We start from the raw sequence: 25,941 nt of genomic DNA on the forward strand, positions 1-25,941 counted from the left end.
CTATTTACATATCGCACATCCTTGGCATTTGTTCAGTTCACCCCGGAAGCGTTTTTCCACTAACAGGTGCAAACGATCTTTCAAAGCTTCCAGACGGATGGTATCGATTACTTCGTTCACAAAAGCAAACATGAGTAACAGACGAGCTTCTTTCTCGGCAATTCCACGGGAGCGCATATAGAATAGCGCATTCTCATCCAACTGCCCGACCGTAGCACCGTGGGAACACTTCACATCGTCCGCATAAATCTCAAGCTGCGGCTGCGTGTACATACGTGCATCACGGGTGGCACAAAGATTACGATTCGTCTGTTGGGAACTTGTATGTTGTGCGTCCGGACGCACCAGCACCAGTCCGGCAAAAGCACCGACCGCCTGATCATCCAGCACATATTTAAACAACTCATTGCTGGTGCAGTTAGGTACGGCATGGTCGATCATTGTATTATTGTCCACATGTTCGTTCTTATCGGCAATAGCCATACCGCACAAGTTTATTTCGGCACCCTCGCCGGCAAGCGTAACTTCCGTCGTATTACGGGTCGTACCGTTATGCAGGGTCATGCCGTTCAGTAAGACATTGCTATTCGCCTCCTGACGGACATAAAGATTGCTGATGCGTACCGTGCTGGTATGTGTTTCTTCCAGTTCATACAGATCGAAGACCGAATTCTCTCCGGCAAACACTTCAATGACCTGTGTAGCTAGGAAATTCACATTATCCACCGCATGGTCGCAAATCAATAAACGTGCCTGCGATCCCTCTTCAAGGATTATCAATACACGGCGGTTCACCATGAAATTGACATCTGCACGAAGAATGTTTATCAGTTGAATAGGCTTTTCCACAACCACATTCTTCGGTACATATAGGATGACTCCATCTTGGGCAAAAGTCGTATTAAAGGCTGTCACCCCGTCTTTGGAAGTATCCGCCAACTGACCGTAGTACTTCTTTACCAGTTCCGGATGCTGTTCCGAAACCTCTTTCAAACTGCCGAAGACAACTCCTTCCGGCAATTGCGATTTCGGAAGAGCTTTATTATAGAAAGCATCGTTCACCACAAAGAACAGGGAAGTACTCATATTGGGCACATCGCACTTGAACACTTCGTAGGGATTGACAGGAATGGGCAGACGGTTCAAATTGAGTCCGTAATCAGGCTCAAAGAACTTACTGATATCAGTATATTTATATTTCTCCTGTTTACGTGTCGGCAGACCCAACCGTTCGAAATCGGCAAAGGCGGCAGCACGCCGGGCATTCAAGACCTCGGAACTATGCCGGCAAATCATTGCTTCATATTGGGAAAAAAGATCTATATACTGTTGTTCTACACTATTCATAATTACTATCTTTTTTAGACACGGATTACACTTCTAAATCTTATTCCCCTAGTTCTTTCTTGATCCAATCATATCCTTTCTCTTCCAGTTCAAGAGCTAATTCCGGTCCGGCAGTCTTCACAATACGGCCTTGATAAAGCACATGCACGATGTCCGGCTTGATATAATCCAACAAGCGTTGATAGTGGGTGATAACGATGGTGCTTGTATCCGGAGTTTTAAGCTTGTTGACCCCTTCCGCAACGATACGGAGGGCATCGATATCGAGTCCGGAATCTGTCTCGTCAAGTATACTGAGACGTGGTTCCAGCATTGCCATCTGGAAAATCTCGTTACGCTTCTTCTCACCACCGGAGAAACCTTCGTTTACCGAACGGTTCGCCAGTTTATTATCCAATTCCACCACCGCACGCTTCTCACGCATCAGTTTCAGGAACTCACTGGCGGACAATGCAGGCAAACCCTTGTATTTACGTTGCTCGTTCACAGCGGCACGCATGAAGTTCACCATGCTTACTCCCGGAATCTCTACCGGATACTGGAAACTCAGGAAGATCCCTTCATGGCTACGGTCTTCCGGACTCAGTTCCAAAAGATTCTTCCCGTCGAAAGTCACACTGCCCTTCGTCACTTCAAATGCAGGGTTGCCGACCAGTACAGAAGAAAGTGTACTTTTACCGGAACCGTTAGGCCCCATAATGGCGTGTACTTCGCCCGGCTTCACCGTCAGGTTGATGCCTTTCAATATCTCTTTGCCGTTAATGCCGGCATGCAGGTCTTTTATCTCTAACATAACTTCTGAAATTCTCTACACCGTTATATTTTAATTCTTCATTCTTACTTTATCCGACGCTTCCCTCTAAAGAGATGGTCAGCAACTTTTGTGCTTCGACGGCAAACTCCATCGGTAGCTTATTCAACACTTCTTTGGCATATCCGTTCACAATAAGACCGATGGCATCCTCCGTGGAAATACCCCGCTGATTGCAATAGAAGATTTGGTCTTCACTGATCTTGCTGGTAGTAGCTTCATGTTCCACCACCGCCGTTTCATTGTGGATGTCCATATACGGGAACGTATGCGCCCCGCATTTGTCTCCCAGAAGAAGTGAGTCGCACTGGCTGTAATTGCGGGCATTATCCGCTTTCTCCGCCACACGCACCAATCCACGGTAGGAGTTTTCACTCTTTCCTGCGGAGATACCTTTGCTTACGATCGTACTGCGAGTGTTCTTTCCCAAGTGTATCATCTTCGTTCCCGTGTCCGCCTGCTGGTAATGGTTGGTCACTGCAACCGAATAGAATTCCGCTGTGGAATTGTCTCCGGTGAGGATACAGGAAGGATATTTCCATGTGATAGCCGATCCGGTTTCCACCTGCGTCCATGAAAGTTTGCTGTTCACCCCTTTGCAATTTCCACGTTTCGTCACAAAGTTGTATACGCCTCCCCTACCTTCGGCATCACCGGGATACCAGTTCTGCACGGTGGAATATTTCACTTCGGCACGATCGTGTACCACAATCTCCACAATAGCGGCATGAAGCTGGTTTTCGTCACGCATCGGTGCCGTACATCCTTCCAGATAGGATACGTAGGAATCGTCATCGGCAACGATCAACGTCCGCTCGAACTGTCCCGTGTTACGGGCATTGATGCGGAAATACGTCGAAAGCTCCATCGGACAGCGAACGCCTTTGGGTATATATACGAAAGAACCGTCGGAAAAGACTGCCGAATTCAGTGCAGCAAAGAAATTGTCACGATAGCCCACCACCGATCCGAGGTATTTCTTTACCAGATCGGGATGTTCGCGCACAGCCTCACTGAACGAACAGAAAATGATTCCTTTTTCCAACAGCGTCTCTTTGAATGTAGTCTTCACCGAAACGGAGTCCATCACGGCATCCACAGCCATACCGCTCAATGCCATCTGTTCTTCCAACGGAATGCCCAGCTTATTGAACGTTTTTATCAGCTCCGGGTCTACCTCATCCATACTTTTCGGGCCTTCCTTCTTCTTCGTAGGATCGGCATAATAAGAGATTGCCTGATAATCGATCTCCGGAATACGAAGATGCGCCCAAGTAGGCATCTCCAGCGTCAGCCAATGGCGGTATGCTTTCAAGCGGAAATCCAGCAACCACTCCGGTTCGTCTTTCTTGGACGAAATAAGGCGAACGACCTCTTCATTGAGTCCTTTCTCAATGATATCCGTATGCACCTCCGTAGTGAAGCCATATTTATACTTTTCTTCCGCAAACTTCCGAACGTACTCATTGGAAACCTTCTTTTCCGGTTCCTTCCGAGGTTCGTCTATGTTAGGCTTATTGAGTTCTTCCTGTTGCATTATTTATTGAGTATATATTGTTGAGTCACTTCTTTTGCCGCCGGAAAGAATATCCCGGCAAACTTCCCCATCGGATAATATAACACAGATTCCTCCTTTTTAGTTTGATTAATCAAGGTATTATCCGGATCGATAAATTCTATCACGCAAATCACCAAGCTGGCAAGCAAAAGGAACTTCAATGCTCCCAAGCCACTTCCCAGAAAGCGATTCAACCATCCCAGGGAGACAGCTTCCATCGCTTTTGTCAGCAAGGATGCCACCAAAGTAAAAATCAGCGGCACGGCAATCCAGATGATGACAAAAGCAAGTATCTGGGCTACGGTCATCGAATCAGTTATCGTAGGACAAAATTTTTCTGCCAAAGAGGTATATAAAGCCTTGGCTGCCAGCAAGCCGACAATCAAGCCCAAAATGGAAGCCAACTGCCTGATAAAGCCTTTCATGAAGCCCAATATGGCACCGGCACCCACAATAACCAGAATTATAATATCGATCGTAGTCATATAAAAAAAGTTGAGAGCTGAATGTTGAAAGTTGAAAGTCTGCTGCGCTATCACACTGCATGGAAACTTTCAACTTTCAACCCTCAACTCTCAACTAACTTATAGCGTTTGCTTTACTTCTACTTCTTCATAGGTTTCGATCATATCGCCTACTTTCAGGTCGTTCGTACCCACAAGGCTGATACCGCATTCGAAATTGGTTCCGACTTCTTTCACATCGTCTTTGAAACGTTTCAATGCGTTGATTGCACCCGAGAAGATCACAATACCGTCGCGGATCAGACGAGCCTTGTCGCTGCGTTTCACCTTTCCGGTCTTCACCATCGCCCCGGCAACCGTACCGACCTTGGTAATATTGAATACTTCGCGTACTTCAATGGTTGCAGTTACCACCTCTTTCACTTCCGGTGCCAACATACCTTCCATAGCCGCTTTCACCTCTTCGATAGCATCGTAGATCACCGAATACTTGCGGATATCCACTCCTTCTTTCTCCGCCATTCTGTCGGCAGCACCCGAAGGACGTACCTGGAAACCGATGATAATGGCATCCGAAGCGGCAGCCAAGGATACATCGGACTCTGAAATCTGTCCCACACCCTTGTGAATAACATTCACCTGAATCTGTTCCGTAGACAACTTGATCAACGAGTCACTCAATGCCTCTACCGAACCGTCCACGTCACCTTTGACGATCACATTCAATTCCTGGAAGTTACCCAATGCGATACGGCGACCCAACTCATCCAATGTAAGGATCTTCTGCGTACGCAGTCCTTGTTCGCGTTGAAGTTGTTCACGCTTATTGGTAATCTCACGTGCTTCCTGATCGGTCTCCACTACATGGAATGTATCACCAGCGGCCGGTGCGCCATTCAGACCAAGGATCAATGCAGGTTCTGACGGACCGGCTTGTTTGATGCGTTGGTTACGTTCGTTGAACATTGCCTTTACACGGCCATAGCTGGTTCCTGCCAAAACAATATCACCAACCTTCAGCGTACCGTTGGATACCAATACGGTAGCGACATAACCACGTCCTTTGTCAAGGGTAGACTCAATGATAGAACCGGTAGCATTACGATTCGGATTCGCTTTCAGCTCAAGCATTTCCGCTTCGAGCAACACTTTCTCCATCAAATCATTAACACCGATACCTTTCTTGGCAGAGATATCTTGTGACTGATACTTACCTCCCCATTCTTCAACAAGGAAGTTCATAGCTGCCAACTCTTCTTTTATCTTGTCCGGATTAGCAGTCGGCTTATCCACTTTATTGATTGCAAACACGATAGGAACACCCGCAGCCATTGCATGGTTGATGGCCTCCTTCGTCTGCGGCATCACATTGTCATCAGCGGCAACAATGATGATGGCAATATCCGTAACCTTCGCTCCACGGGCACGCATGGCCGTAAACGCCTCATGTCCCGGAGTATCAAGGAATGTTATCTTACGTCCGTCTTCCAGCGAAACGTGGTATGCACCAATATGCTGCGTGATACCTCCGGCTTCACCTGCAATAACGTTGGCCTTACGGATGTAGTCGAGCAATGATGTCTTACCATGGTCAACATGTCCCATCACCGTAACGATGGGGGCACGTGGTTCCAAATCTTCTTCATTATCTTCCTCTTCCACGATTGCCTGGGCAACCTCGGCACTTACATATTCTGTTTTGAAGCCGAATTCTTCTGCTACCAGATTGATTGTCTCCGCATCCAAACGTTGGTTGATGGAAACCATCATACCAATGCTCATACAGGTAGCGATAACCTGGTTGACAGATACATCCATCATGGTTGCCAACTCATTGGCAGTCACAAATTCGGTCAACTTCAATACTTTGCTGTCTGCCATTTCCTGGTCTTCCAACTCCTGCATACGGTTGGAAACCATTTCACGTTTCTCTTTACGATATTTGGAAGCTTTATTCTTTCCTTTTGTAGTCAGACGAGCTAATGTCTCTTTTACCTGCTTAGCTACATCTTCCTCGCTCACTTCCTGTTTTACAACCGGCTTCTTGAAACGGTCTCTGTTGTTATTGTTACGATTCCTGTTTTGTCCACCACCCTGGTTGTTTCCACCACGGTTATTGTTCGGGCGTTCACTGTTAGGAGTAGGATGGGCAAAATTGGAAGCAACATTGTTCACATCGACTTTCTCCTTATTGATACGTGTACGCTTTTTCTTTGCATTTGCATCTGCAGAAGCATCCTTAGGTCCTCCCTTCGCAGCCTTGTTATCATCTTTGCGAATTTCCTTGATGATAGCATCTTTCATCTGCTTTCTCTGATCCTGCCGAACCTTTTCTTTCTCTTCCCGCTCTTTCCGCTTCTCTTCTTTCGATTTCTTCTTCGGACGAGTAGACTGATTCAACGCAGCAAGGTCGATTTGTCCGATTACATTAATCTTAGAGACAAACTCCGGTTGACGGATTTTAAACACATCGTCTTCCTTTTTCTCAGGTTCAGTTACCTCGGGAGCAACAGGCTTCTGTTCTGTTTTCTCCTCTTTTATCACAGGGGTAGGTTCCACTTTAGGCTCTTCTTTTTTTACTTCTTCCACCTTTTTTTCTTCTATGACCGGCTTCGGTTGTTCCATAGCCGACTTGGGTTGTTCAGCAACCACAGGTTGCGGTTCTTTTACCGGCTCCGGTTTGGGAGCAGGAACAACCACTTCTTCCTTCTTAGTTTCTACAACAACTGGTTTCACCACATCTGCTTTTTTCTCCTCAGCCACGGCAACAGGCTGTTGTGGCTTCGGTTGCGGTTGTGGTTTCGATTCCTTTGCAGGTTCTTTTACAGATTCCTTTTCAGTTCTCCGGTTATTCAGTTTATCCAAATCAATTTTTCCGACAGGTTTAAACTTCGGGCGTGCATCTTCAGGAACAACCGTCTTGATAACATCCTCCGCCTTCGGCTTCTCGGGCTGTTTCTCATAACCATCGATAGATACCGATGCCTTGTTACGATCCTTGTTCTGACGCTCCTGGATAAAACGCTCCGATTCAATCCGAAGGTTTTTGTCAGTGCTGAACTCTTTCACGAGTACAGCATACTGCTCCTCGGTAATTTTGGTATTGGGGTTTGCCTCAACGGTATACCCCTTCTTTTGCAGGAATTCAACTACCGTTGAAATACCTACGTTCAAATCTCTTGTAACTTTGTTTAACCTTATCGTCATACTTTAATTTAATGAATAAATGGAGCTTATTGAAAGAAGGATTTCTTATTCTTCTTCAAACTCCGATTTCAAAATACGTAATACCTCGTCCACCGTCTCTTCTTCCAGGTCCGTCTTTTCAATCAACATCTCGCGAGGTGCATTCAATACAGCTTTTGCCGTATCGATACCGATAGCTTTGATAGCATCGATTACCCATCCGTCGATTTCATCTTTAAATTCGTCCAGATAGATATCTTCATCCTGCGCAGCTTCATCCAATTCGCGGAACACGTCGATGGTGTACTCAGTCAACATACTGGCCAGTTTGATATTCAAACCGCCTTTACCAATAGCCAGCGAAACCTCTTCCGGACGGAGGAAAACCTCTGCTTTGCGTTCTTCTTCGTTCAGACGGATAGAAGAAACTTTTGCCGGACTAAGGGCACGCTGAATAAACAAAGAGATGTTTGACGTATAGTTGATCACGTCAATATTCTCATTGCGAAGTTCACGTACGATACCATGGATACGACTTCCCTTCACACCTACACAGGCTCCTACGGGGTCGATACGATCATCATAAGATTCAACGGCAATCTTCGCACGTTCGCCCGGAATACGGGCAATCTTCTTTATGGTGATCAGGCCATCGTTAATTTCAGGCACTTCCATTTCAAACAGACGTTGCAGGAAAACCGGAGAGGTACGCGAAAGGATAATCTTAGGATTATTGTTCTTATTGTCCACACGAGCCACTACGGCACGGGCAGTTTCGCCTTTGCGATAGAAGTCTGCCGGAATTTGTTCTGTCTTAGGCAGCAACAATTCATTTCCTTCATCGTCCAGCAGCAGCATCTCTTTTTTCCATATCTGGTATACTTCTGCGTTGATGATGGTACCTACCTTATCAATATATTTATTATAAATACTGTCTTTCTCAAGCTCAAGAATTTTAGAAGCCAATGTCTGGCGAAGATTCAAGATGGCACGACGACCGAATTTGGCAAAGATCACTTCATCCGTCACCTCTTCACCCTCTTCGTAAGAAGCATCGATCTTCTGAGCTTCCGTCAAGGAGATCTGCATATTCGGGTTGGTCAAATCTTCGTCTGCCACTACCTCACGGTTACGCCATATTTCAAAGTCACCCTTATCCGGGTTCACAATTACGTCGTAATTTTCATCAGTGCCAAACATTTTCGCGATCACACTACGGAACGACTCTTCGAGTACGCTTACCATCGTTGTTCTATCGATATTTTTCAGTTCCTTAAATTCCGAAAATGTATCAATCAAGCTGATTGTTTCTTCTTTCTTGGCCATAATTATTTAAAACTAATTAAGTATTTAGTGTATTTTACATCATCATAACGGAAGGTTTCATCCTCTTCAACTATTTTCGGACGTTTCGCTCCTTCTGCTTTCACCTTCTTTGGTACAGCCACGACAAACTTATCTTCATCGGCATCTTTCAACACACCGGTCAGCTTACGTCCGTCTTTCGTAAGAACCTCCACTTCTCTGTCGATATGGTTGTAATATTGCTGTACTACTTTGAATGGCTGTCCGATTCCTGCTGAACCGACCTCCAGTTCATAATCCTCCTCTTCGCGGTTTAGCTTCGATTCGATGAAGCGGCTCAGCTCCACGCAATCTTCAATCCAAACACCTTCTGCATGGTCAATTTCGACCACAATCTTGTCATCCGGGCTTACGGTTACTTCGACCAGAAAATAATCTTTCCCCTTCAGCCACTCTTCAACAATCTGACAAACAGTTTTTTTTTCTATCATTGATTAGCTATTAAGAACAAAAAAAGGAGCTTAATCGCCCCTCCACCTTTCATCCGTTTCGGGTGCAAAGATATAAATAATCTATTCGACTACAAAATATTAGAGAAAAAAAGATAGATTTAACGACTATATGGCAATGATATTACTGTTTTACATGAATGCCATATACAAGAGACCAAGTTTTTATTGGCCCTTTTACTGCTCTTAATATCCATGCTTTCACCTAAAATCATAAAAAGACATTCAGCCTCCTTATTTCTTTCTTGCAGCAATTGCCAACAACACTCCCAATATGATGCCCAAGAAGGCTGCAAACAACACTCGTGTATCCGAGGGCAACAGGAAAGTGATGGTATGTGCCGGATACCAAAACAAAGGAATGGTCTTCTTGAATACAAAGCCCCACAAGACCGCCCAATTCAGTCCTGTGATAATGCGTGTCATAGGAATGGGGGTGACGAGGGTCCTGATGGAACCGCCACAATCTTTGATGTGGGTATCCGTTATTTTATGCAATGTCATAAAGACAGGGGCAAAGATGGAATTCATGGCCACGGATATGGCGAGCGCCACAAGGAATTTAGGGAAACAAAGTTCACCGTTCATAAGGCTGGCAGCATGATCCATACCTAAATACTCCAAGAACACAGGAGTACCTTTCGAGAAAATAATCATTGCCATATTGATGCCCATACCTAAAAATCCCCAAACGACCATGCGGGGGATAATGCCGAAAGTACGGTTGTAATATGCTCCCGTGCTGATGCGCAAACCGAGTGACTCTCCTAAAGTAGAGAGGATGGCGAACTTGATGAAACTCATCAACATGCCGTGCGAAGCGTTGAATGACTTATACCACTCATAAATGGTATCACTGAGGATGAATGGCAGGAATAGGGCTACCACTAACAAAATGAATAGGGCATCGCTCTTTTTCATGGGATAAAAATGTGTTTTTCAATGAAAAAAGCTTCTCCGGAACGGACCTTTGCAATCCAATAACAATGGAAAAGCTTTAGGTGTGCAAATATAAGGCTAAAAAACGATAAGTCAAAATCAAAGAGAAGGGCGTACACTTTTGAAAGCGTACGTCCTTCATTCTTAAATTACCGTTTTTTTCATATCACCTATAATAAACAACCGCGTCGCTTAAAGGTTCATCGCGTTACCGCCTAAGATACCCATTACAGCCGAAGCTACAGCGATAATCACTTTCAGGAGTACATCCCATACCGATTTCTTTATTGCCATAAATCACTTACCTCCTTTCTGATTCTAAATTATAAAATATTTCCACGTTTTCTTCATACGAGTCCGATACCGATTTCGACAGACCGTCTTAGATTTCTTCTCCTATCAAATCACAGGAGGCTATACAGTCGGGTCTTCTCCGTGGTCGCCCCCATCACTGCCCGTCTCGGCACGGTCGAAACGAAGACATTTCACACCCGTCACCAATGAGCGAGTAGCCATGCTACGATCCGGATTGCGGGTAGATGCCGGTTGGAAGCAAACGGTGAGGGAAGCTTGCGCTGCGGATACTTCATCGGATGTATCCACGCCTTTTCCCCGCGATCTCATGACCATGCGGAAAGTTCCGAAGCCGTCCAATGTCACGCTTTCCGAAGATTGCAGATGCTGCGTCATGACTGTTACCAAGTTTTCAACGGTGTTTTTCACATCACCGGGAGAAAGGGAGGAATAAGCGGATATCTCTTTGGCTATCTGCGAGATGTTGACAGTTCCCGTACGAACTACGCGGGGATGGAATAGTTGTTTTCCGTTTTTGTCTTTCAAAGAGGACTGAAATGGTTGATACAATACTGGCATAATAATACATGTTTTTTTGTGTGAATAAATCAGTTAGTTATGTCTTAAGCTTAATGACAATACAAAGATACGGGTATGCGCCCATATAGCCTATCGTTTCAAAGAAAGTGCCTTAATGAGTTTATTAATTCGGTAATACAGAAAAGAATCAAGGCAGTAACCCACTCATTTCCATCGTTTTTTTTGCAATCTCCAATAAATCACTTATCTTTGTCTCTTGAAAGCCGAAGAGAAATGCGGCAGATTGAAACGTTTTTTGCAGACAAAAAAACTACCAACTTTATTATAAACAAAAAACATGGTTTCAATAAATCTGTTTCATGCGTGCGACGTAGGGTCGGGCGTGTGAACATATTTATTAAACCATGGGGTATTGGTAGTACCTTTTGTCTGGATAAATATGAACTCAGCGCCCGACTTCTTTTTTATGTGCGGCACACATTAGAAAGCGGACGGTCATTAATATTCAAAAGGAATGAAAAGGCCAAACAAAAAAACATTGTACAGCGTTGTAAGAACAATGTACGAACAAAGTGATCATGAAAAAATCGTGAAACCAACAGCCAGCTTGACCGGTGCGGCTTTAGGAACCAATCATTACATTGCGGAATCACTTACCGAGATTCCTTGCTATCCTTTCTCCCCCCACTTAAAGAATCTTCACCGCATGGTGAAGAAAAAGATGAGACAGCTTCTAAACCATTGCAAACAAAATACTCACAATTTAATACAATATATATCTTATGGCAAACTGGCACTCAATATTGCAAATGTCGCAGAAATACGGCATTCCTGAATCCACTCTGCGTGGATGGAAATGTTTAGGTTACATCACATCGTCAACCGTAGACAATGTCGTGATGCTCGATGAAGAGGACTTGATCCGCTTTCTGGATATCAAACGGACTAAAGGAATGAAAAGCGATTCTTTAGAAAAAATGATCAAAGAAAAGGAACAGGAACGAGACATCCTCCTCTCACAACTTGATGATAATCTTTATCTGCTAAAAACCCAGAAACTTTTTGAACCGCTTTACAAAATCATCATCAGGGAACTCGGTGGACTGATTACGGATGGTTCCGACCGTGACATATTCGTCTCCATCTCTTTGGGAGAGCCGATTGTACAAGTAGCCGAACGTCATAAAATGACGTACGACCAGGTTACGACAAGATACGGGCAAATATTCGAAGAGTTAGGGAAAAACCCAGAAAGAATCTCCACATATCGCAAGCAAGTGATGACACTGCTGTTTGGCAAATATGACACAGATTATCCTACCAAGATCGACTTGTCACAGATTGTCAGCGAGCGGGCATGCCGCATCTTACATAAGCTGGACATAAAGACCGTACACCAACTCCTGCAATATACGTCACAGCACGGATGGCCAGCGTTGAAACGCCTTGAAGGGATGGGAATATCGACTTATAAAGAGATAATCAACGCATTGTTTAATGCCAACTTCATCATTATCCGCAAAGATCAAAGCATCGCGTTATCACCCGAAATAGCAGCATATTTGTTGTAACATATTTGTGTAGGGTGATAAAAACAGGGTCAGACACAGTGAAACCTATAAGGACAATCTTTCTCTTTCGATTGAAATCGATTCCTTGCAAAAGAGAAAGATTGCGCTTATAGGTTCCAGTCAAATATTATCTTCTTAACTTACCGTTTATTTATAACGGGATTCGTATGATTGTGAGAGAATTGGGAGCGCATTCCAGAGGGACATTCCGCCCGTCGATCCTCATAGTAGACTCACGTCCTGATATCTTCTCGGGATTCTCAAACGAATTTTCATCATTGATGGAGTCTGATGTCAGGTCGATCCGGAGAGCTTCGCCCGCCTTTATATTCCTTCCCTTCAACGCCAATGTGGTATTCCAAGGTTCGGTCCGTCCATTAACGAGCTTCACAACCAGTTCGTTCTTGTCATGGTCGATTCCGGCTACGGCATAGTGCTTATTGACAATGTTATAATCATAAGCATATTTAAGCTGCCCGTCAAGGTAACACTTCCACTTATTACCGCGGATTTCGATGCGGACATCGTACCAATGGTCTTTCAGGATCGGCTCCTGGTTGCGGTAATCAAAGAGGGATACGGAACCTTTCTCGCTGATCTCCCTGAAAAGAACCGATTCGTTGGAGTGGCTGCCCATGTCGGCCATAAAATAATGGTTTTCATCCTGCATCCCGAAGATCACTCTAAAACCTTCGCTTCCTTTCGTCTTCCGGGCTTTGAGGGTGATGGTACAATCTCCCACGTTGAGGTCGTTCAGGCGGAGGAGGGCTTCGTGAGCTGCTACGGGTTGTTTTAATACACCGTTTTCAACTTTCCATTCTCCCCGCAAAGGTTTCCATTTTTCGGCAAAGTCGCTCCAATCGGTAGCATAGACCGTACGTCCGTCACTGACAACTTTCAAGTCACGGAATTCGGCTGCCGTATTCACTGTACCCAGTCCGATAAATCCTTTCGGGGAATAGGGAACAGCGGTTTGCTCACCGGTAATACGGGTCTGCACATTTACGTCCGGACGGTTTTCGGCAAAGAGCTTTACGATATGGTAATTGGAACGGCCATACGTCTGCTTATTGTCAAACACGATGAGATGTCCGCGTCCGAAATGGGCATTTTGCAGTAAGGGAGCATACGAAACCAGTTGCACCTTGTCGGCATTACGTTCCACCCCGGTGAGGAAAGCTGCCTCGGCAAGGGATGAATAAAGATTGGAACGTCCCACGGCCGCATACTCTCCGATGTAGATTTTGTAGGGAAGGTTGCGCGGCAACTTATCGTACACGTCCGCATTGTTATAGAACCAATCGGCTGTCTCGTAGTAATGCGGGTCGATTACTTCCACTTTATCCAGTGATTTCACGTCTTTGCTGAACATCAGTGCCGTGAGGACGGTCAATTGCGGGTATTTTGCCTTGATAGCCTTATGAAAACGATTGTAATTCTCGGCATAGCGGGAGAATACGTTTTCATTGCCTACCTCTATGTACTTCAACGGGAAAGGTTCGGGATGTCCGTTCTTTGCCCGTTCTGCGCCCCATTTGGTAGTCTTGGCATCTCCGATGGCGTATTCGATGGCATCGAGGGCTTCTTGTATCAGGGGTTCCAGTTCGTCTCCCTGCACATAGTCACCGTTGCGGAACAGACATGCCATACCTGCATTGCATACGAACATGGCATCCGAATGGATATCTTCGCAATACTGAAGGAATTCATGATATCCGAAACCATACGTACTCCGGTATCCCCATAAGTTATATTCTCCCGGGCGTTTCACGGGATCACCGATCGTTTCTTTCCATTTCACACGGTTTTCGAGCGTAAGACCTTCCACGATGCAACCGCCCGGCCAGCGGATGAATGCGGGGTGCATCTGTTCAATGGCGGTGGCGACATCTTTGCGCAACCCGTTCGGACGACCTTTGAACGTATCCTGCGGGAAAAGGGAAACATAATCGAGCCAGATTTGTCCCTTAGGGGGGAAAATAAGGTTCAAGCTACAATCGTCTCCTGTCACGGAGGGGGTAAAAGTGGCGGTATAGCGATGCCATTGACCATCGGCAGTGAGCTTAATCTCTTTCTGTGCTACCGTTCTTCCGCTGGAAGTGATAATTGCCACACGGCATCCGGGAGTTTCCTCGGCACGAACATAAAATTCGAGATTGTAGTTTTTGCCTGCTTCCACAGCCATTCCCCAATAGCCTGTATTCACGGCACTGACTTCCCGATAAGCTGATTTCAAGTCCAAACGCAGTGAATGAGGAGTGGCGGAATTGAGCGGGAATTCGTCTGTAATGGTAGATGCCGCTTGCGAACCATCGGCATATTGTGTCCGCCATCCGGTCATGAAACGGTCGGGACTCCAAGGCACACGAAAACGGTTAATGGAATCATTGGAGTAGCAATGTTTGTGCGGGGCGGCTGCGAATCCATCCGCATCCAGCGTACATCCGGTGGGCAGCACACCGTCTTCGAATCCACGGTTACGAACCATTTCCGCGTACAGTCCGCCATCACCCGATCCTGATATTTCTTCAAAGAAAACTCCATAAAGCGAAGAAGGGATTTTAGCTCCGCGCTTTCCAAGGTTGATTTCCACACGGCTAACCTCTTGTGCCGATAAGGTCTGAAGAAGGAACAGACCTAAAAAGATACTTACTAATTGTTTAATGTCTTGTCGCATACTATTTAAAATTTGAGTGCCCAAAGATACTAAAACGGTTTTGGTTTTTCCGGGTCGGAATGAAAAAAACTAATAATTCTTCAAGTAAAGGACGCTTGATGGAGGACAACTGGGGCGTATTTTTTGATATGAAAAAACGAAAATTCGGTTGCTGATCCTTTAGCAGTCCAATCTGCTAAGTTTGGATATCCGGCATAGGGAAAAGATGCCGTTTTGTGACCGCAGGGGTGTGCGGTTTCAACCTTCTTCAGAAAAATCTCCTCCTTCTCTTTTCTTTTCCTTCCTCCACTCCGGCTCTGCCGGTATCTTTCCCCTCGGGGGGGGGGAACAAGAAGGGGGAGTTCTTTGCTATTCTCTTCTATGCTTTGCTATGCTATGCTGTGCTATGCTATGTGTACCGGATGTAACATTTTCGGGGTTAAATGTTACATTTTGAATTTCTGTTTTCCTTCCGTTAGATACTTTTTCACTATTTTATCGTTTGATTTTCTGCTATTTGAGAGTTCAGTGCCGTTAAGTTCTATTTCGGGAAACGAGCAATAATCAACATCTATGTGCGAAGCTTTACAATGCTTTGTACCGAAAAGATATTACTATACAGATTACATGTTTGTCAGGCATTAAAGAGCATCATGCTGAGAATTAAAAGTTACCGCGATAGGTATTAATGAGTATTGTGATGAATATTAACGGACAGGGCGATAGATATCTATAACTGATACAACAAAGAAGGAGGCATGTCCCGTAAGACATCCCTCCTTCCACTAAGAGAAAAAATAAAATAAAACCTATTTCAACAGGACATTATTCACATACTCTTTCAATTGTTCTTTCGATAACGCTCCCATACTGATCTGGGGCTTACCTTTCATGGGTACGAACCAGATAGTCGGGATGCTCTGAATACCAAAAGCTTGTGCCAGTTCCGGCTCTTTATCGACATCTACCTTATAGACATAAATTTTCCCTGCATATTCTTTAGACAAGTCTTCGAGCAATGGAGCCACCAGCTTGCAAGGGCCACACCAATCGGCATAGAAATCGATAATGGCCGGTTTATCACCTAGATATTTCCATTCATTCGGATTCTTTTCATAATCCGCCACTTTTGTCAGAAACTCTGCCCGTGTCAGATGAATGGTTCCCGACTGAGCTTTATCTGTCTGCGCCGTTTCCGAAGCGGCTGCCTGTTTATTTCCGGATGTCCCATTGCAGGATGCAAATGCAAACAATCCTACAAACAGAAAGGAAAGAAGAATACTCTTTTTCATTTTTCCAGTTTTTTTAAATTATTAATGTACGATCTCTTTTGTCCAGGTAATGCCGCTGATGTCAGTCAATACCAATTCGTAATTTCCCTGAGACAGACCGGATAAAACGGGATCATCGACCGTAAGTGTCGCTTTGCTTCCGAGAGGGATCACCAGACTGTGCTTTCCCGGAGCGACACGGGCTACGTACTTATTACGGATATTAGCAACCGGGAAGGTTGCCAATTCTTCACCGTCCTTTTCCAAGATCACGTTTCCGTCCGCATCTTTCAGGCTTATACCAATAAGGAACGAACCATACACATCGGCACCTTCCACACGATAAACATCAAATGACAGGGAGTTGTTCTCCAAACGGGCATCAGATATTTCAATTTTGGGTTTAACGGACTTGTTGTGCAACGGTCCCCAAACACCGTTATGAAATTCCTGATTGGTATACAACGTCAGGATGAAGATAGCCACCGTACCCAGCACGCTGATCCCGGCAAACCGCTTGACTTTGACCGGAAGCTCACCGGACGTAAGCCATACCAACCAACGAGCGTTCTTTTGTAGGGAGAACTTGCGTTCAACCAGATAATCCACCGAGAACTTACCACCACCGGACAAGAAAATGGTGAAACCTGCGGCAACACCCAATATACCGATCTGCCATTCATCCAGGCAAGTAGTGCCGAGCCATCCCGATCCAAGAAGAATGCCGGTTGCCAGACTCAGCACGCCTATGCTCATCAGCCGGGTGAAAAACCCGAACATATAGAGCAAACCGACAATGCCCTCGACCAATGTAAAGATTACCATAGCCCACCATAGCAAATCCGGTGTAGATACCAGATATTCAATAACCGGGCGGATGCCTATCGAGTTAGGGAGAAAATGGTTGAACTTTTCACCGATATACCCCGGTGCGTCCGGGAGCAACTTATTCTCGAGAACAAGCCGCCGCCAAAAAGCGGAAAAATACGTCCAACCGACTACAAGCCGCAGTGAAAGGGTAAACATGCCTGCAAGGATGTAGGCTTTGGATTGTTCTTGTTCGTTTGATGTTGCCATATCATGCAATGTTTAATTTATCTTTTTCGATTCACTGCCTGTTTTGAACAGATTAAACAGGAGTCCGCCTATCAAAGCTCCCCAAAGGGTACTGTTTACGGGTGAAGAGGTTATGGGACAAGTACCAGTAGTACAACCCACATACTTCCAGTACAGAAAACCTCCTATCGCTCCTATTGCAAGCCCTGCAAATGTGAGCCAATTCTTCTTGAAAAATGCTTTAACCATGTTATTAACGGGTATTTTTAATGATTGCTTTCCAATAAAACAATTTTCCACTGGAAAGTTTCATTCAGATAACATTCTTTATTATTAAAAGAATAGAAAACTCCAAACGGTATGACTTATCTTCGGCTCTTAATCGTTCAATCAACACACATCCAAAAGATAAATCTTTTATTTTACAGACTAGACACTTCTGTTTTATATATAAATTTTAAAATTCCATCTGAATCAAATCTAAAAGAACAGACAATACTATCTCCGAAAGGAGTATCAACCCATTTTTTCATTTTGATCTCGGCAAACAGATCATTGTCATTTACAAATTTACCACTACCAAATTCTCATAATCCCTTCAATTACTGGACTTCTGAAAGAATTCTTTTTAAGAATGATTCCATATTAGATAAATCAGGATTAACATCTTCAATAATTACGCTATCCCCTTTTGTAGCATTCCAAATCTCTAGAGGTCCCCAATAATCATACCATAATTCAACCATTTCTTCATTTTTGAACTCCCCCGCATCTAAAGCACTTTCTAAGTTACCAACAAGCAAATAATATGATAATTCTCCCCTACGAAAAGCCTCTATAAATTCAAGCATCTCGCACAAAAGTCTTAATTGGTGTTCGTTATATTTCATTGTCAATACCATGTTCACAGAGGCTAAAATTACAGAGATTTTTTGTATGGTAGATGAATTTTTGCAAGGAATTTGCATTATAACAGGAAAAACACAAAGAATATGTTTGCAAACACCTGAAAATCCTATTTCCCGAGCGCGTATCCTATAATCGCTTTGTGGAATTAGAAAAGGAGGTGCTGTTCCTTTTGACCATTTTTATCAAAAAGTCCTATTGGGGATCTACACAGGTATCAGTTTTGCCGATTCGACTCCCCTGCGCGTCCGCTGCAATCAGCGGATACTAATTCACAAAAACTTTGAGGGGTTTGCCGAGTATGGGAAATGTCCTATGAGATGGTTCTTCGCGTTTAAACTTCACTTGATCATCAACAACAAAGGAGAAATACAGAACTTCATGTTTACTCCTGGAAATGTGAATGATCGTGAACCTTTAAGACAAGGGGACTTTCTGGCAAATATAAAAGGGAAATTATGCACCGATAAGGAATATATCGGACAGGCGTTCTCTAAGAATCTCTTCCTTAATGTCATACAGCTTCTCACAAGGGCACTGATAGAAACAGGCAACGATGAATTGATGAGCATCCCACAGATTGAACACTCCAAACACCGATCATTCAACAATTTCATTGTAAACGCCCTTTCAGTAATTTCTGCTTATTGCTTCTCTGAGAAGAAGCCAGTCATAAATGTGAATTTTATCAATGACTCACAGCTCGAAATCTTCTGATGTTATATCGAATTCACGTTAATTATCATTATCTTACGTTGTTCTAGTGTAACAGTTGTAGCAATTTTTCCCGATCTCATCAAATTGCTCCAGCCTGTTGCACTTTCATGAGACAATCCTGTGGGATGACCAAATTCATGTAAAACAGTTCGGGTACTACTTCTAAAAACGTTTCATATGTCTCCATAAGTGAAAATATAATAGTAGTGTTGTACTTGAAGCACAACAATCAATAACTTGAATATAATAAAAAAATCCAAGCCATGCAAAAATCATAAAAAGGGACTATTGCTTTTAAAGAAATTCAGAAACATTTTGTAATTGCTCTACTAATTTCCATCTTTTGACTTAATTGTAGAATCAAACCAAAGTATGCCTGTATCAACCATTGTTTTCATTATCAATTATTTTTTTAGAAATATTGAACTTGATAAGAATATAACATTTATTGCTACATAACATCCAAAACAATATAACCATGTTATTTGAGATTTTAAATAACCAACAGCGAACCCTATGTCTATGTTATCCAATTTTGGAGGTTCCTCTATCTCGTATTTGAAACTTACCATACTATTAATAATTGCATAAGCAATTATTAATAGTATAACAATAGAGACTATAAAATATATAATTCTAAACCATCTCATAATTTATTTAGTTTTATGGATTATACTTCCAGCTTTGGATATTTTATTTAAATAGTTCTGCATTAATACCGGAAGTATAAATCTTTTAGTTACAGGAATCGTTGAATACGTACCGAATGAACTACTTTGTTGTAGAATATTCCCTTTTAAAGCATTCGATCCGCTTTCATTTAAAACATCAGAAACGACAGTAGTACAATTATTACTTGTCAAATTATATTCATCTATCACATGTGCAGAAGGATTATCTTTATATATTCCTTTATCAGGAGTTATGGCAGATGAATTAAATTTTTTATCCATAGCAGTTGCTATGATCTCATCGGTTACGTCTGCCACAACAAATACGGACATTCCATCTTCACTTTTATCATTATTATAAGCTTTTGCTTCATCTCCTGTCAATTTTAAGAGAACTCCAGGACCATTTGCCAAAGAGTTAAAACTCCCATCAGGACCTTTATTTGTTCCATTATATCGACCATAACTGTAGACAACCATATTATTTCCTTCACCAACACTTATCCAAGTGTGTCCTGTAGCATGAGTTTCCGTATAAACTCGAACAGAATCTCCCCCGGGATCGACAAATCTTACCGGATTATTTAAGCAGTAAGCATATGGACTCACCGAATAATACTTCTCACACAAAGGATCCGGTGTGGGAAAGAACCAATCGTCTTTCATTCGCGCACCGTAATCATACCAGTTCAACCCGTGCATCGTTTCCAGTTCCTTGCCATTAAACTTGTATGGCTGCTCACCGTCCCCCTTACTGTTAAAAATGCCACCGAAAGGGTAATAGTTATTAGACTGTTCAACCGTCTTCCCGTCCTCGTTCATTACCACACGGACGTTGCCCAAATAATCCTTTAAGAAGTAATAGTAGATGGGGCTAGTACCGCCCAAGGTGATATAGCCATCTTCCGTAAGGATGCAGTTGAAATACTTCACGAGCAAAGTCATAGCCATTATCCACGATTGCGCTATTATAAATGATATTACTGTAATAAATGGTGGTGAGGTATCTCTCTTGAGCATACCTCCCATCGTTTTGCTTTAAACTTCCTTTCCGGCAAATGATAGGATAACTAGAAATGAACAAAGAACATATCAGTTTCTTCTCCTTCATCAATCATATTAATATTAAGTGAAACAAGGAAGAAAAGAACATTATTAATATCATCCATATTCCATCCTATCTCCTCCAAATATTTAATAAGTTCCTTTTCTGAAACTATAATTTTATCAATGGAAATCCATTCTTTTTGCTTCAAGATGTCCAAAAGTTCAGTAGCCATTTTCAGATGGTTCAAATTAGAATAATGCCATACAAACCTTTGCATATCATCATCAGTATACATAATTACCCCTTCGACTTCATCTTTTCGTATTCTTACTTCAATTATATATGCATCAAATACATTGAAGAAAGAACATAAAAATCTAACAATACAATTCCAGTTATTCATACTACATATTATACTTTTAATTATTTAACTCCGGATTCTATCCATATATGCTTGGCTTCAATACTTTTTCCTAGGCCTTCAACGTATACATGTGGCACTTTACCTGTACCTTTTACTCCGTGCAAATCCATTCTGACCCTTCCACCAAATTGACTAACCACTTTTTTCATTACATTTAAACGCATACACCTTTTGGAATATTAAAATGCGAGATTTATATGACAACGTATTTTTTCACCAGGCTTCATTCTAGTAAAGTATCAATCAATTTATCTAAGATTTCACCCTCCTCTGTCAGCTCATAATTTGCATCAAATCCTCTATACTGTAATTGCAAATTAGCCCAATCTCTTATCTCATTTGAAGTAACATTATCCAACTCAATCCAAAAGCAATTTCCAACTTTATTTATCTTTAACTTTAAAATTAAGTCTTCCCTATTTTCAAAAAGATTATCATTTAAATAATCCATTTGATCTCGATTTAATTTAATTATCATTGTCCTAGTTGTTTTAAAAGTTTTATAGCTTTAGTAGTAAATGTAGGATTTACTGATATAATTTTTCCTGTTTGTGGATTTATAACTACCTCTCCAAATTGCCCAATGTCAAATTCCGTATGGTTCATCATTCTAGGATGTAGTAGTCCATAATTTAATAAATAAGCAGGACTTGACCTACTTTTTTATGTTAATTCAAAACTTAACGAACTATTGACTTAAAGGAATTCAGAAATGTTTTGTAACTGCTCTACCAACTTCCAATCTTTTGGCTTTTTTGTAATATCAAACCAAGGTGTGCCCTGTTCCAACCATTGTATTCTATATCTACGTATCGAAGTTAACGTATAATCTTCATTACCAAATTCAACACCGCAACATGGACATATTTCAAATGTGGGAGTTTCTCCATCATCTCCCCATGGCTTATCCATTAAATATAAGCCACAAACTCTACAATAATGATCATTCATATTTTATTGGTTTAAATGGATTATTAATAATTTATATGTACACCCCGGTACTTTATATAAATATTACACCGTCTTCGAATGAGAATTTACAACAAAATTCCAATCAGAAATCCCCAATTCTATTATAATTTGATTTTAATATTAAATTAATATTCCTATCTTTTACCTGTTTACAAAATTCAATAAAATCCAAATAAATTTCAGATTTCATTTTTGACTTTTCAACAATCCAAAAGATTGTATTTTTCGTCTTTATATCTTTTGTTTTTGCAATAATAAAACTTTCATTATAATTATATTCCAAAACTAGAGGAGGTATAACTTCATTTCCTGTACCTTTATATTTTTCTGAAGCATGATGAATAATTGATTGAGGATGGTCTTGTATATATCTATATCCACTCCCTAAGTCAATGCTATCATCTATCCTAATGAATATCGGATAAACTAATAACACAACAACTAAACTTAATACAATAAAGCCCCCCAAAAATGCACAAATTATTTTTCTCATTTTATTTGGTTTTAATTTTCCCTACTCCATACATAATTAGAGGAAAACCATGAGTGTCATCCACTCCTATCCTCTTTCTTTCCCAATACATTAAATTATCACGAGTTCCTTATGGTTTACCATTTACTAATGGATTATAATAATCCCAATCATAACCATCCGTAAACAATCTGACTGTTCCTTTTGAAGCATCTAATAGTTGAATTTGAGTGTTACCTAAAGCATAGGTTGAAGCTCTAGATTCAGCATTGCCAAAATTAACAAAATTGAATAAATTTACATCACCTTTTCCCCCTTCATTTAATCCTATATTTTTCACACTCAAGTTACCGAAATTTATTTTAGATGCATCTAGATACAATGTGTTGTCAGCAGTAGGATTATCCATTGCTCCAGGATGTGTTTTCGCCCATGCAATTCCTTCTGAAATTGTTACAACTCCATCATAATCTGGTCTATTAGGTATCCCGGCTACATGTTCATCCATTTTTATACGTGCTTCTTTAGTCGTTTCGCCAGCATATAACACTTTTTGTGCGTCCGCTTGTGACATTCCTTGAGAAAAGTCTTTTTTATCAATAACTAATGCAGCTCCTGAAATACCATGATCATCTGTTCCTAAAAATTCGCCATCAATTCCATAAATTGGGGACAATCCATTTGAATCAACAAATTTTACAGGGTTATTCAGACAATACGCATACGGACTCACCGAATGATACTTCTCGCACAACGGGTCAATCGACATAAACCGCCAATTACCCCTCATACGAGCAACGAAATCAGACCAGTTCAATCCGTGCATGGGGTCAAACTCCTTACCGCCAAACTTGAAGGGATGTTCGCCATCCTCCTTGTTCTTAAAAATACCACCAAAAGGATAATAGCCGTTCGATTGTTTAACCGTCGCACCGTCCTCGTTCATAACGACACGGACATTGCTCAGATGATCATTAAGAAAATAATGGTAGACGGAGGTGTCACCATTCATAGTGATATAACCTTCTTCAGTAAGAATGCGTTCAAGGCTTACATCAGGTGTGGTCACGAAAAAACCGCTGCCCTTACTGACACAATTATAAATGAGGTTGCCGCAATTTTTGGTGGTGGTTATGTAGCAGTCGGGCAATTTTTTGATTGGAATGTTTAGCAAGGGAAAGGAAGCCATCGGGGTGAAAATAAACCCATAGGCGGTCACGTGCGTGACACTGCGTCTTAAGCTGTTGGAATCATAACCGTAAGAAATGCTACGGGGATTGCCATCACACAGAAAAGCGATGTCATTCGGGAGATTCAGGCAATCATTCTTTTGAATCATGATAAACTTGCATCAAATTATCGCACACCTTTTGTAAATCTTCAAAATGTTCTCTATTATGAGGATCATAACTTAAACCTATATCGTCCACTAACATTGTCTCAAGATAATTAATCAGCTCCTGACGATTTTGAATAAAATGGAGAATCTTGGGAATATATCCTCTATATTCATCCGATGCGATTTTTACACCAACTCCGATAGGATCCCATTCAGCCAAAATGTTATTTATCTTTTCAAAAATTTCATTCATATTTTCTTGATTTATTTAAAGGGAATAAGTAAACCTTCATTTACTTTTTTGGTGTACCAGAAGCGTTACTAAATAGTGTAATTATTTCCCCTTTTTCATTTATAACTACCGTATTTCCACCTAATGTGTATCGAGTTTGTGATCCATATCGCACTACACCTTGTGTGACCTTACCTTCTTTTACTATTTTTATAATATCGGCAGGTTTAAAGCCTCTCGTAATAATCTGCTGTGCCGCATGCTTTTTTATTCCTTTAATTACATTATTTACAACTTTAGTTCCTTCTATTGTTCCTACCTTTCCTAATGTAGTTATTGCACCAACAGCTTCAATTCCACTAATTAGTGCTTCTAATGTCAATAATGTTTGCCCAACTTTCAATCCTAATTCATGATTTTCCCGATTATTCAATTTATTGAATAATTCTGATTTAGAATTCTCTGAAAGTGGACTGTCCTTGCCTAGGAACTGGTTCTGCAACTTATTACTGGAATATATAAATTCAAAGGCATTTACCGGTTTAGTAGCTATCACACCAGCGTTCTGGTATGCATTGAAATAGGAATCCTTGCCCATTTGTATGGAAACTTGAGAACCTACATATGTATACCCTTCCAAAGACTCTTCACCTTCCTGCCAAAAATAACTCCCAGTCTCATTGTGGCGATACCAGCCATTCCCGTCAGGATCTATGCAGTTGATCGGATTATTATTGCAGAACGCATACGGACTCACCGAATAATACTTCTCACACAAAGGATCCGGTGTGGGAAAGAACCAATCGTCTTTCATTCGCGCACCGTAATCATACCAGTTCAACCCGTGCATCGTTTCCAGTTCCTTACCATTAAACTTGTATGGCTGCTCACCGTCCCCCTTACTGTTGAAAATGCCACCGAAAGGGTAATAGTTATTAGACTGTTCAACCGTCTTCCCGTCCTCGTTCATTACCACACGGACGTTACCCAGATGATCCTTCAGGAAATAATGGTAGACAGGGGCAGTACCGTCCAGGGTGATATAGCCATCCTCCGTCAGAATACGTTCCAAACCATCTTCCAGAAGGGACATCGATGTGCCGTTGTCTCTTGACAACGAACTGTAGATCATGTTCCCGCAATAGGTGGTGGTATTGATGTACTTCTTACCCTTGCCACCGATGATGATGCCGCCCGGAAGCGAAGGAGAAACCATGGGAACTAGGGACGAAGTGACGGGGGTGATATGTTCGACACGGTGCTTGAAACCGGAAACGTCATAATGGTAAGAAATCTCCTTTGAGCCTTCCTCTGTGGCCGAGAACGTCACTTGGTTAGGAAGGTTCAAGGGATTATAAGAAATGGGGGGCAATCCTGAATAATAAAGCTTAGAGCAGAATGCAGTAAGAGTAGTTTCCACTACTCGAAGACTAGAACTCCTTGTGAACTGGGCATAACTCATTACCATGAACTGGTCACAACAAGTGAACTTCTTAGTTTTGTGGTCTCCTTTATATTTATCAAGTTCATAATCAGGGACAAGATCCATGATTTGAGCAAAAACAGTCTTTCCAGTTGGCATGATGGTTCTAAATAAGAAGATTACATCTACCAAAAACGTTGATTCTCTATTGAAAAATTGACAAATCATTA

The 25,941-nt window shown here is 42.1% G+C and carries 25 protein-coding genes and 1 pseudogene; 3 read left to right on the forward strand and 23 right to left on the reverse strand.

The features are described 5' to 3' along the window. The 10 genes from sufD to H8744_RS04625 form a co-directional block, all read right to left on the reverse strand. The gene (sufD, locus tag H8744_RS04580; protein ID WP_262433699.1) at positions 1–1,347 is read right to left on the reverse strand and encodes a Fe-S cluster assembly protein SufD; all 1,347 of its coding nucleotides are present in this window, start codon (positions 1,345–1,347) and stop codon (positions 1–3) included. Between the two features lie 40 nt (positions 1,348–1,387). Next, on the reverse strand, positions 1,388–2,140 hold the full coding sequence (gene sufC / locus H8744_RS04585) for a Fe-S cluster assembly ATPase SufC (RefSeq protein ID WP_262433700.1): 753 nt from the start codon (positions 2,138–2,140) through the stop codon (positions 1,388–1,390). A 49-nt stretch (positions 2,141–2,189) separates the two neighbouring features. After that, positions 2,190–3,695: a Fe-S cluster assembly protein SufB gene (gene sufB, locus H8744_RS04590; protein ID WP_262433701.1), complete on the reverse strand. Its 1,506-nt coding sequence runs from the start codon at positions 3,693–3,695 to the stop codon at positions 2,190–2,192. Beyond that, the gene (locus H8744_RS04595) at positions 3,695–4,201 is read right to left on the reverse strand and encodes a CvpA family protein (RefSeq protein ID WP_262433702.1); all 507 of its coding nucleotides are present in this window, start codon (positions 4,199–4,201) and stop codon (positions 3,695–3,697) included. Before H8744_RS04595 ends, sufB begins: the two co-directional genes overlap by 1 nt. A gap of 99 nt (positions 4,202–4,300) precedes the next feature. Next, positions 4,301–7,387, reverse strand: coding sequence for a translation initiation factor IF-2 (gene infB, locus H8744_RS04600; protein ID WP_262433703.1), 3,087 nt, complete (start codon positions 7,385–7,387; stop codon positions 4,301–4,303). Positions 7,388–7,432: 45 nt separating this feature from the next. Then, positions 7,433–8,692, reverse strand: coding sequence for a transcription termination factor NusA (nusA, locus tag H8744_RS04605; RefSeq protein ID WP_262433704.1), 1,260 nt, complete (start codon positions 8,690–8,692; stop codon positions 7,433–7,435). A 2-nt stretch (positions 8,693–8,694) separates the two neighbouring features. Beyond that, a complete protein-coding gene (gene rimP, locus H8744_RS04610) occupies positions 8,695–9,162 on the reverse strand; it encodes a ribosome assembly cofactor RimP (protein WP_262433705.1) in 468 nt (155 codons plus the stop codon). Positions 9,163–9,414: 252 nt separating this feature from the next. Then, complete coding sequence (locus H8744_RS04615; RefSeq protein WP_262433706.1) at positions 9,415–10,101, reverse strand: hypothetical protein; 687 nt, start codon at positions 10,099–10,101, stop codon at positions 9,415–9,417. 210 nt (positions 10,102–10,311) lie between these two features. Next, on the reverse strand, positions 10,312–10,407 hold the full coding sequence (locus H8744_RS04620) for a smalltalk protein (RefSeq protein ID WP_369411053.1): 96 nt from the start codon (positions 10,405–10,407) through the stop codon (positions 10,312–10,314). A gap of 126 nt (positions 10,408–10,533) precedes the next feature. Beyond that, positions 10,534–10,992 (reverse strand): HU family DNA-binding protein, encoded by a 459-nt coding sequence (locus tag H8744_RS04625; protein WP_262433708.1) that lies wholly within the window; start codon positions 10,990–10,992, stop codon positions 10,534–10,536. Positions 10,993–11,512: 520 nt separating this feature from the next. On the opposite strand from H8744_RS04625, the gene H8744_RS04630 reads away from it, so the two are divergent. Together H8744_RS04630 and H8744_RS04635 are read left to right on the forward strand one after the other, a co-directional pair. Then, positions 11,513–11,788, forward strand: a complete 276-nt coding sequence (locus tag H8744_RS04630) for a hypothetical protein (protein ID WP_262433709.1) — start codon at positions 11,513–11,515, stop codon at positions 11,786–11,788. Then, positions 11,736–12,524 carry a hypothetical protein gene (locus tag H8744_RS04635; protein ID WP_262433710.1) on the forward strand — a complete coding sequence of 263 codons (789 nt, stop codon included), beginning with the start codon at positions 11,736–11,738 and terminating at the stop codon, positions 12,522–12,524. Before H8744_RS04630 ends, H8744_RS04635 begins: the two co-directional genes overlap by 53 nt. 151 nt (positions 12,525–12,675) lie before the next feature. Here the strand turns inward: H8744_RS04635 and H8744_RS04640 are convergent, their stop codons facing one another. The 5 genes from H8744_RS04640 to H8744_RS04660 all read right to left on the reverse strand — a co-directional run bounded on the left by H8744_RS04640 (position 12,676) and on the right by H8744_RS04660 (position 18,397). Next, entirely contained in the window at positions 12,676–15,201 is a 2,526-nt protein-coding gene (locus tag H8744_RS04640) for an alpha-L-arabinofuranosidase family protein (protein WP_262433711.1), read from the reverse strand. A gap of 788 nt (positions 15,202–15,989) precedes the next feature. Beyond that, on the reverse strand, positions 15,990–16,472 hold the full coding sequence (gene trxA / locus H8744_RS04645) for a thioredoxin (protein WP_262433712.1): 483 nt from the start codon (positions 16,470–16,472) through the stop codon (positions 15,990–15,992). Positions 16,473–16,493: 21 nt separating this feature from the next. Further along, positions 16,494–17,528: a TQO small subunit DoxD gene (locus H8744_RS04650; protein ID WP_262433713.1), complete on the reverse strand. Its 1,035-nt coding sequence runs from the start codon at positions 17,526–17,528 to the stop codon at positions 16,494–16,496. A gap of 12 nt (positions 17,529–17,540) precedes the next feature. Beyond that, entirely contained in the window at positions 17,541–17,756 is a 216-nt protein-coding gene (locus H8744_RS04655) for a DUF6132 family protein (RefSeq protein WP_262433714.1), read from the reverse strand. 353 nt (positions 17,757–18,109) lie between these two features. Further along, positions 18,110–18,397, reverse strand: a complete 288-nt coding sequence (locus tag H8744_RS04660; protein ID WP_262433715.1) for a hypothetical protein — start codon at positions 18,395–18,397, stop codon at positions 18,110–18,112. Positions 18,398–18,407: 10 nt separating this feature from the next. Here H8744_RS04660 and H8744_RS04665 point away from each other — a divergent pair. Continuing rightward, positions 18,408–19,130, forward strand: a pseudogene (locus H8744_RS04665) (transposase). 653 nt (positions 19,131–19,783) lie between these two features. On the opposite strand, the gene H8744_RS04670 reads toward H8744_RS04665, so the two are convergent. The 8 genes from H8744_RS04670 to H8744_RS04705 form a co-directional block, all read right to left on the reverse strand. Then, positions 19,784–20,821 (reverse strand): RHS repeat-associated core domain-containing protein, encoded by a 1,038-nt coding sequence (locus H8744_RS04670; protein ID WP_262433717.1) that lies wholly within the window; start codon positions 20,819–20,821, stop codon positions 19,784–19,786. Positions 20,822–20,871: 50 nt separating this feature from the next. Further along, on the reverse strand, positions 20,872–21,252 hold the full coding sequence (locus tag H8744_RS04675) for a hypothetical protein (RefSeq protein ID WP_262433718.1): 381 nt from the start codon (positions 21,250–21,252) through the stop codon (positions 20,872–20,874). A 244-nt stretch (positions 21,253–21,496) separates the two neighbouring features. Further along, positions 21,497–21,751 carry a hypothetical protein gene (locus tag H8744_RS04680; protein WP_262433719.1) on the reverse strand — a complete coding sequence of 85 codons (255 nt, stop codon included), beginning with the start codon at positions 21,749–21,751 and terminating at the stop codon, positions 21,497–21,499. Between the two features lie 218 nt (positions 21,752–21,969). After that, a complete protein-coding gene (locus tag H8744_RS04685) occupies positions 21,970–22,224 on the reverse strand; it encodes a hypothetical protein (protein WP_262433720.1) in 255 nt (84 codons plus the stop codon). A 103-nt stretch (positions 22,225–22,327) separates the two neighbouring features. Further along, positions 22,328–22,738, reverse strand: coding sequence for a DUF3997 domain-containing protein (locus tag H8744_RS04690; RefSeq protein WP_262433721.1), 411 nt, complete (start codon positions 22,736–22,738; stop codon positions 22,328–22,330). Positions 22,739–22,847: 109 nt separating this feature from the next. Beyond that, positions 22,848–24,056, reverse strand: coding sequence for an RHS repeat domain-containing protein (locus tag H8744_RS04695; RefSeq protein ID WP_262433722.1), 1,209 nt, complete (start codon positions 24,054–24,056; stop codon positions 22,848–22,850). Beyond that, positions 24,040–24,309 carry a hypothetical protein gene (locus H8744_RS04700; RefSeq protein ID WP_262433723.1) on the reverse strand — a complete coding sequence of 90 codons (270 nt, stop codon included), beginning with the start codon at positions 24,307–24,309 and terminating at the stop codon, positions 24,040–24,042. The genes H8744_RS04695 and H8744_RS04700 overlap by 17 nt, the downstream gene beginning before the upstream one ends. A gap of 40 nt (positions 24,310–24,349) precedes the next feature. Beyond that, positions 24,350–25,870 (reverse strand): DUF4372 domain-containing protein, encoded by a 1,521-nt coding sequence (locus H8744_RS04705; RefSeq protein WP_262433724.1) that lies wholly within the window; start codon positions 25,868–25,870, stop codon positions 24,350–24,352. Between the last annotated feature and the right edge of the window lie 71 nt (positions 25,871–25,941).

Source organism: Jilunia laotingensis, from assembly GCF_014385165.1.
GTDB lineage: Bacteria > Bacteroidota > Bacteroidia > Bacteroidales > Bacteroidaceae > Bacteroides > Bacteroides laotingensis.

Excerpts from the sequence above, each read along its gene's own strand:
- sufD (WP_262433699.1), bottom strand. The coding sequence starts at position 1,347 with ATGAATAGTGTAGAACAACAGTATATAGATCTTTTTTCCCAATATGAA.
- sufC (WP_262433700.1), bottom strand. The coding sequence starts at position 2,140 with ATGTTAGAGATAAAAGACCTGCATGCCGGCATTAACGGCAAAGAGATA.
- sufB (WP_262433701.1), bottom strand. The coding sequence starts at position 3,695 with ATGCAACAGGAAGAACTCAATAAGCCTAACATAGACGAACCTCGGAAG.
- H8744_RS04595 (WP_262433702.1), bottom strand. The coding sequence starts at position 4,201 with ATGACTACGATCGATATTATAATTCTGGTTATTGTGGGTGCCGGTGCC.
- infB (WP_262433703.1), bottom strand. The coding sequence starts at position 7,387 with ATGACGATAAGGTTAAACAAAGTTACAAGAGATTTGAACGTAGGTATT.
- nusA (WP_262433704.1), bottom strand. The coding sequence starts at position 8,692 with ATGGCCAAGAAAGAAGAAACAATCAGCTTGATTGATACATTTTCGGAA.
- rimP (WP_262433705.1), bottom strand. The coding sequence starts at position 9,162 with ATGATAGAAAAAAAAACTGTTTGTCAGATTGTTGAAGAGTGGCTGAAG.
- H8744_RS04615 (WP_262433706.1), bottom strand. The coding sequence starts at position 10,101 with ATGAAAAAGAGCGATGCCCTATTCATTTTGTTAGTGGTAGCCCTATTC.
- H8744_RS04625 (WP_262433708.1), bottom strand. The coding sequence starts at position 10,992 with ATGCCAGTATTGTATCAACCATTTCAGTCCTCTTTGAAAGACAAAAAC.
- H8744_RS04630 (WP_262433709.1), top strand. The coding sequence starts at position 11,513 with ATGTACGAACAAAGTGATCATGAAAAAATCGTGAAACCAACAGCCAGC.
- H8744_RS04635 (WP_262433710.1), top strand. The coding sequence starts at position 11,736 with ATGGCAAACTGGCACTCAATATTGCAAATGTCGCAGAAATACGGCATT.
- H8744_RS04640 (WP_262433711.1), bottom strand. The coding sequence starts at position 15,201 with ATGCGACAAGACATTAAACAATTAGTAAGTATCTTTTTAGGTCTGTTC.
- trxA (WP_262433712.1), bottom strand. The coding sequence starts at position 16,472 with ATGAAAAAGAGTATTCTTCTTTCCTTTCTGTTTGTAGGATTGTTTGCA.
- H8744_RS04650 (WP_262433713.1), bottom strand. The coding sequence starts at position 17,528 with ATGGCAACATCAAACGAACAAGAACAATCCAAAGCCTACATCCTTGCA.
- H8744_RS04655 (WP_262433714.1), bottom strand. The coding sequence starts at position 17,756 with ATGGTTAAAGCATTTTTCAAGAAGAATTGGCTCACATTTGCAGGGCTT.
- H8744_RS04660 (WP_262433715.1), bottom strand. The coding sequence starts at position 18,397 with ATGAAATATAACGAACACCAATTAAGACTTTTGTGCGAGATGCTTGAA.
- H8744_RS04670 (WP_262433717.1), bottom strand. The coding sequence starts at position 20,821 with ATGCTCAAGAGAGATACCTCACCACCATTTATTACAGTAATATCATTT.
- H8744_RS04675 (WP_262433718.1), bottom strand. The coding sequence starts at position 21,252 with ATGAATAACTGGAATTGTATTGTTAGATTTTTATGTTCTTTCTTCAAT.
- H8744_RS04680 (WP_262433719.1), bottom strand. The coding sequence starts at position 21,751 with ATGATAATTAAATTAAATCGAGATCAAATGGATTATTTAAATGATAAT.
- H8744_RS04685 (WP_262433720.1), bottom strand. The coding sequence starts at position 22,224 with ATGAATGATCATTATTGTAGAGTTTGTGGCTTATATTTAATGGATAAG.
- H8744_RS04690 (WP_262433721.1), bottom strand. The coding sequence starts at position 22,738 with ATGAGAAAAATAATTTGTGCATTTTTGGGGGGCTTTATTGTATTAAGT.
- H8744_RS04695 (WP_262433722.1), bottom strand. The coding sequence starts at position 24,056 with ATGATTCAAAAGAATGATTGCCTGAATCTCCCGAATGACATCGCTTTT.
- H8744_RS04700 (WP_262433723.1), bottom strand. The coding sequence starts at position 24,309 with ATGAATGAAATTTTTGAAAAGATAAATAACATTTTGGCTGAATGGGAT.
- H8744_RS04705 (WP_262433724.1), bottom strand. The coding sequence starts at position 25,870 with ATGCCAACTGGAAAGACTGTTTTTGCTCAAATCATGGATCTTGTCCCT.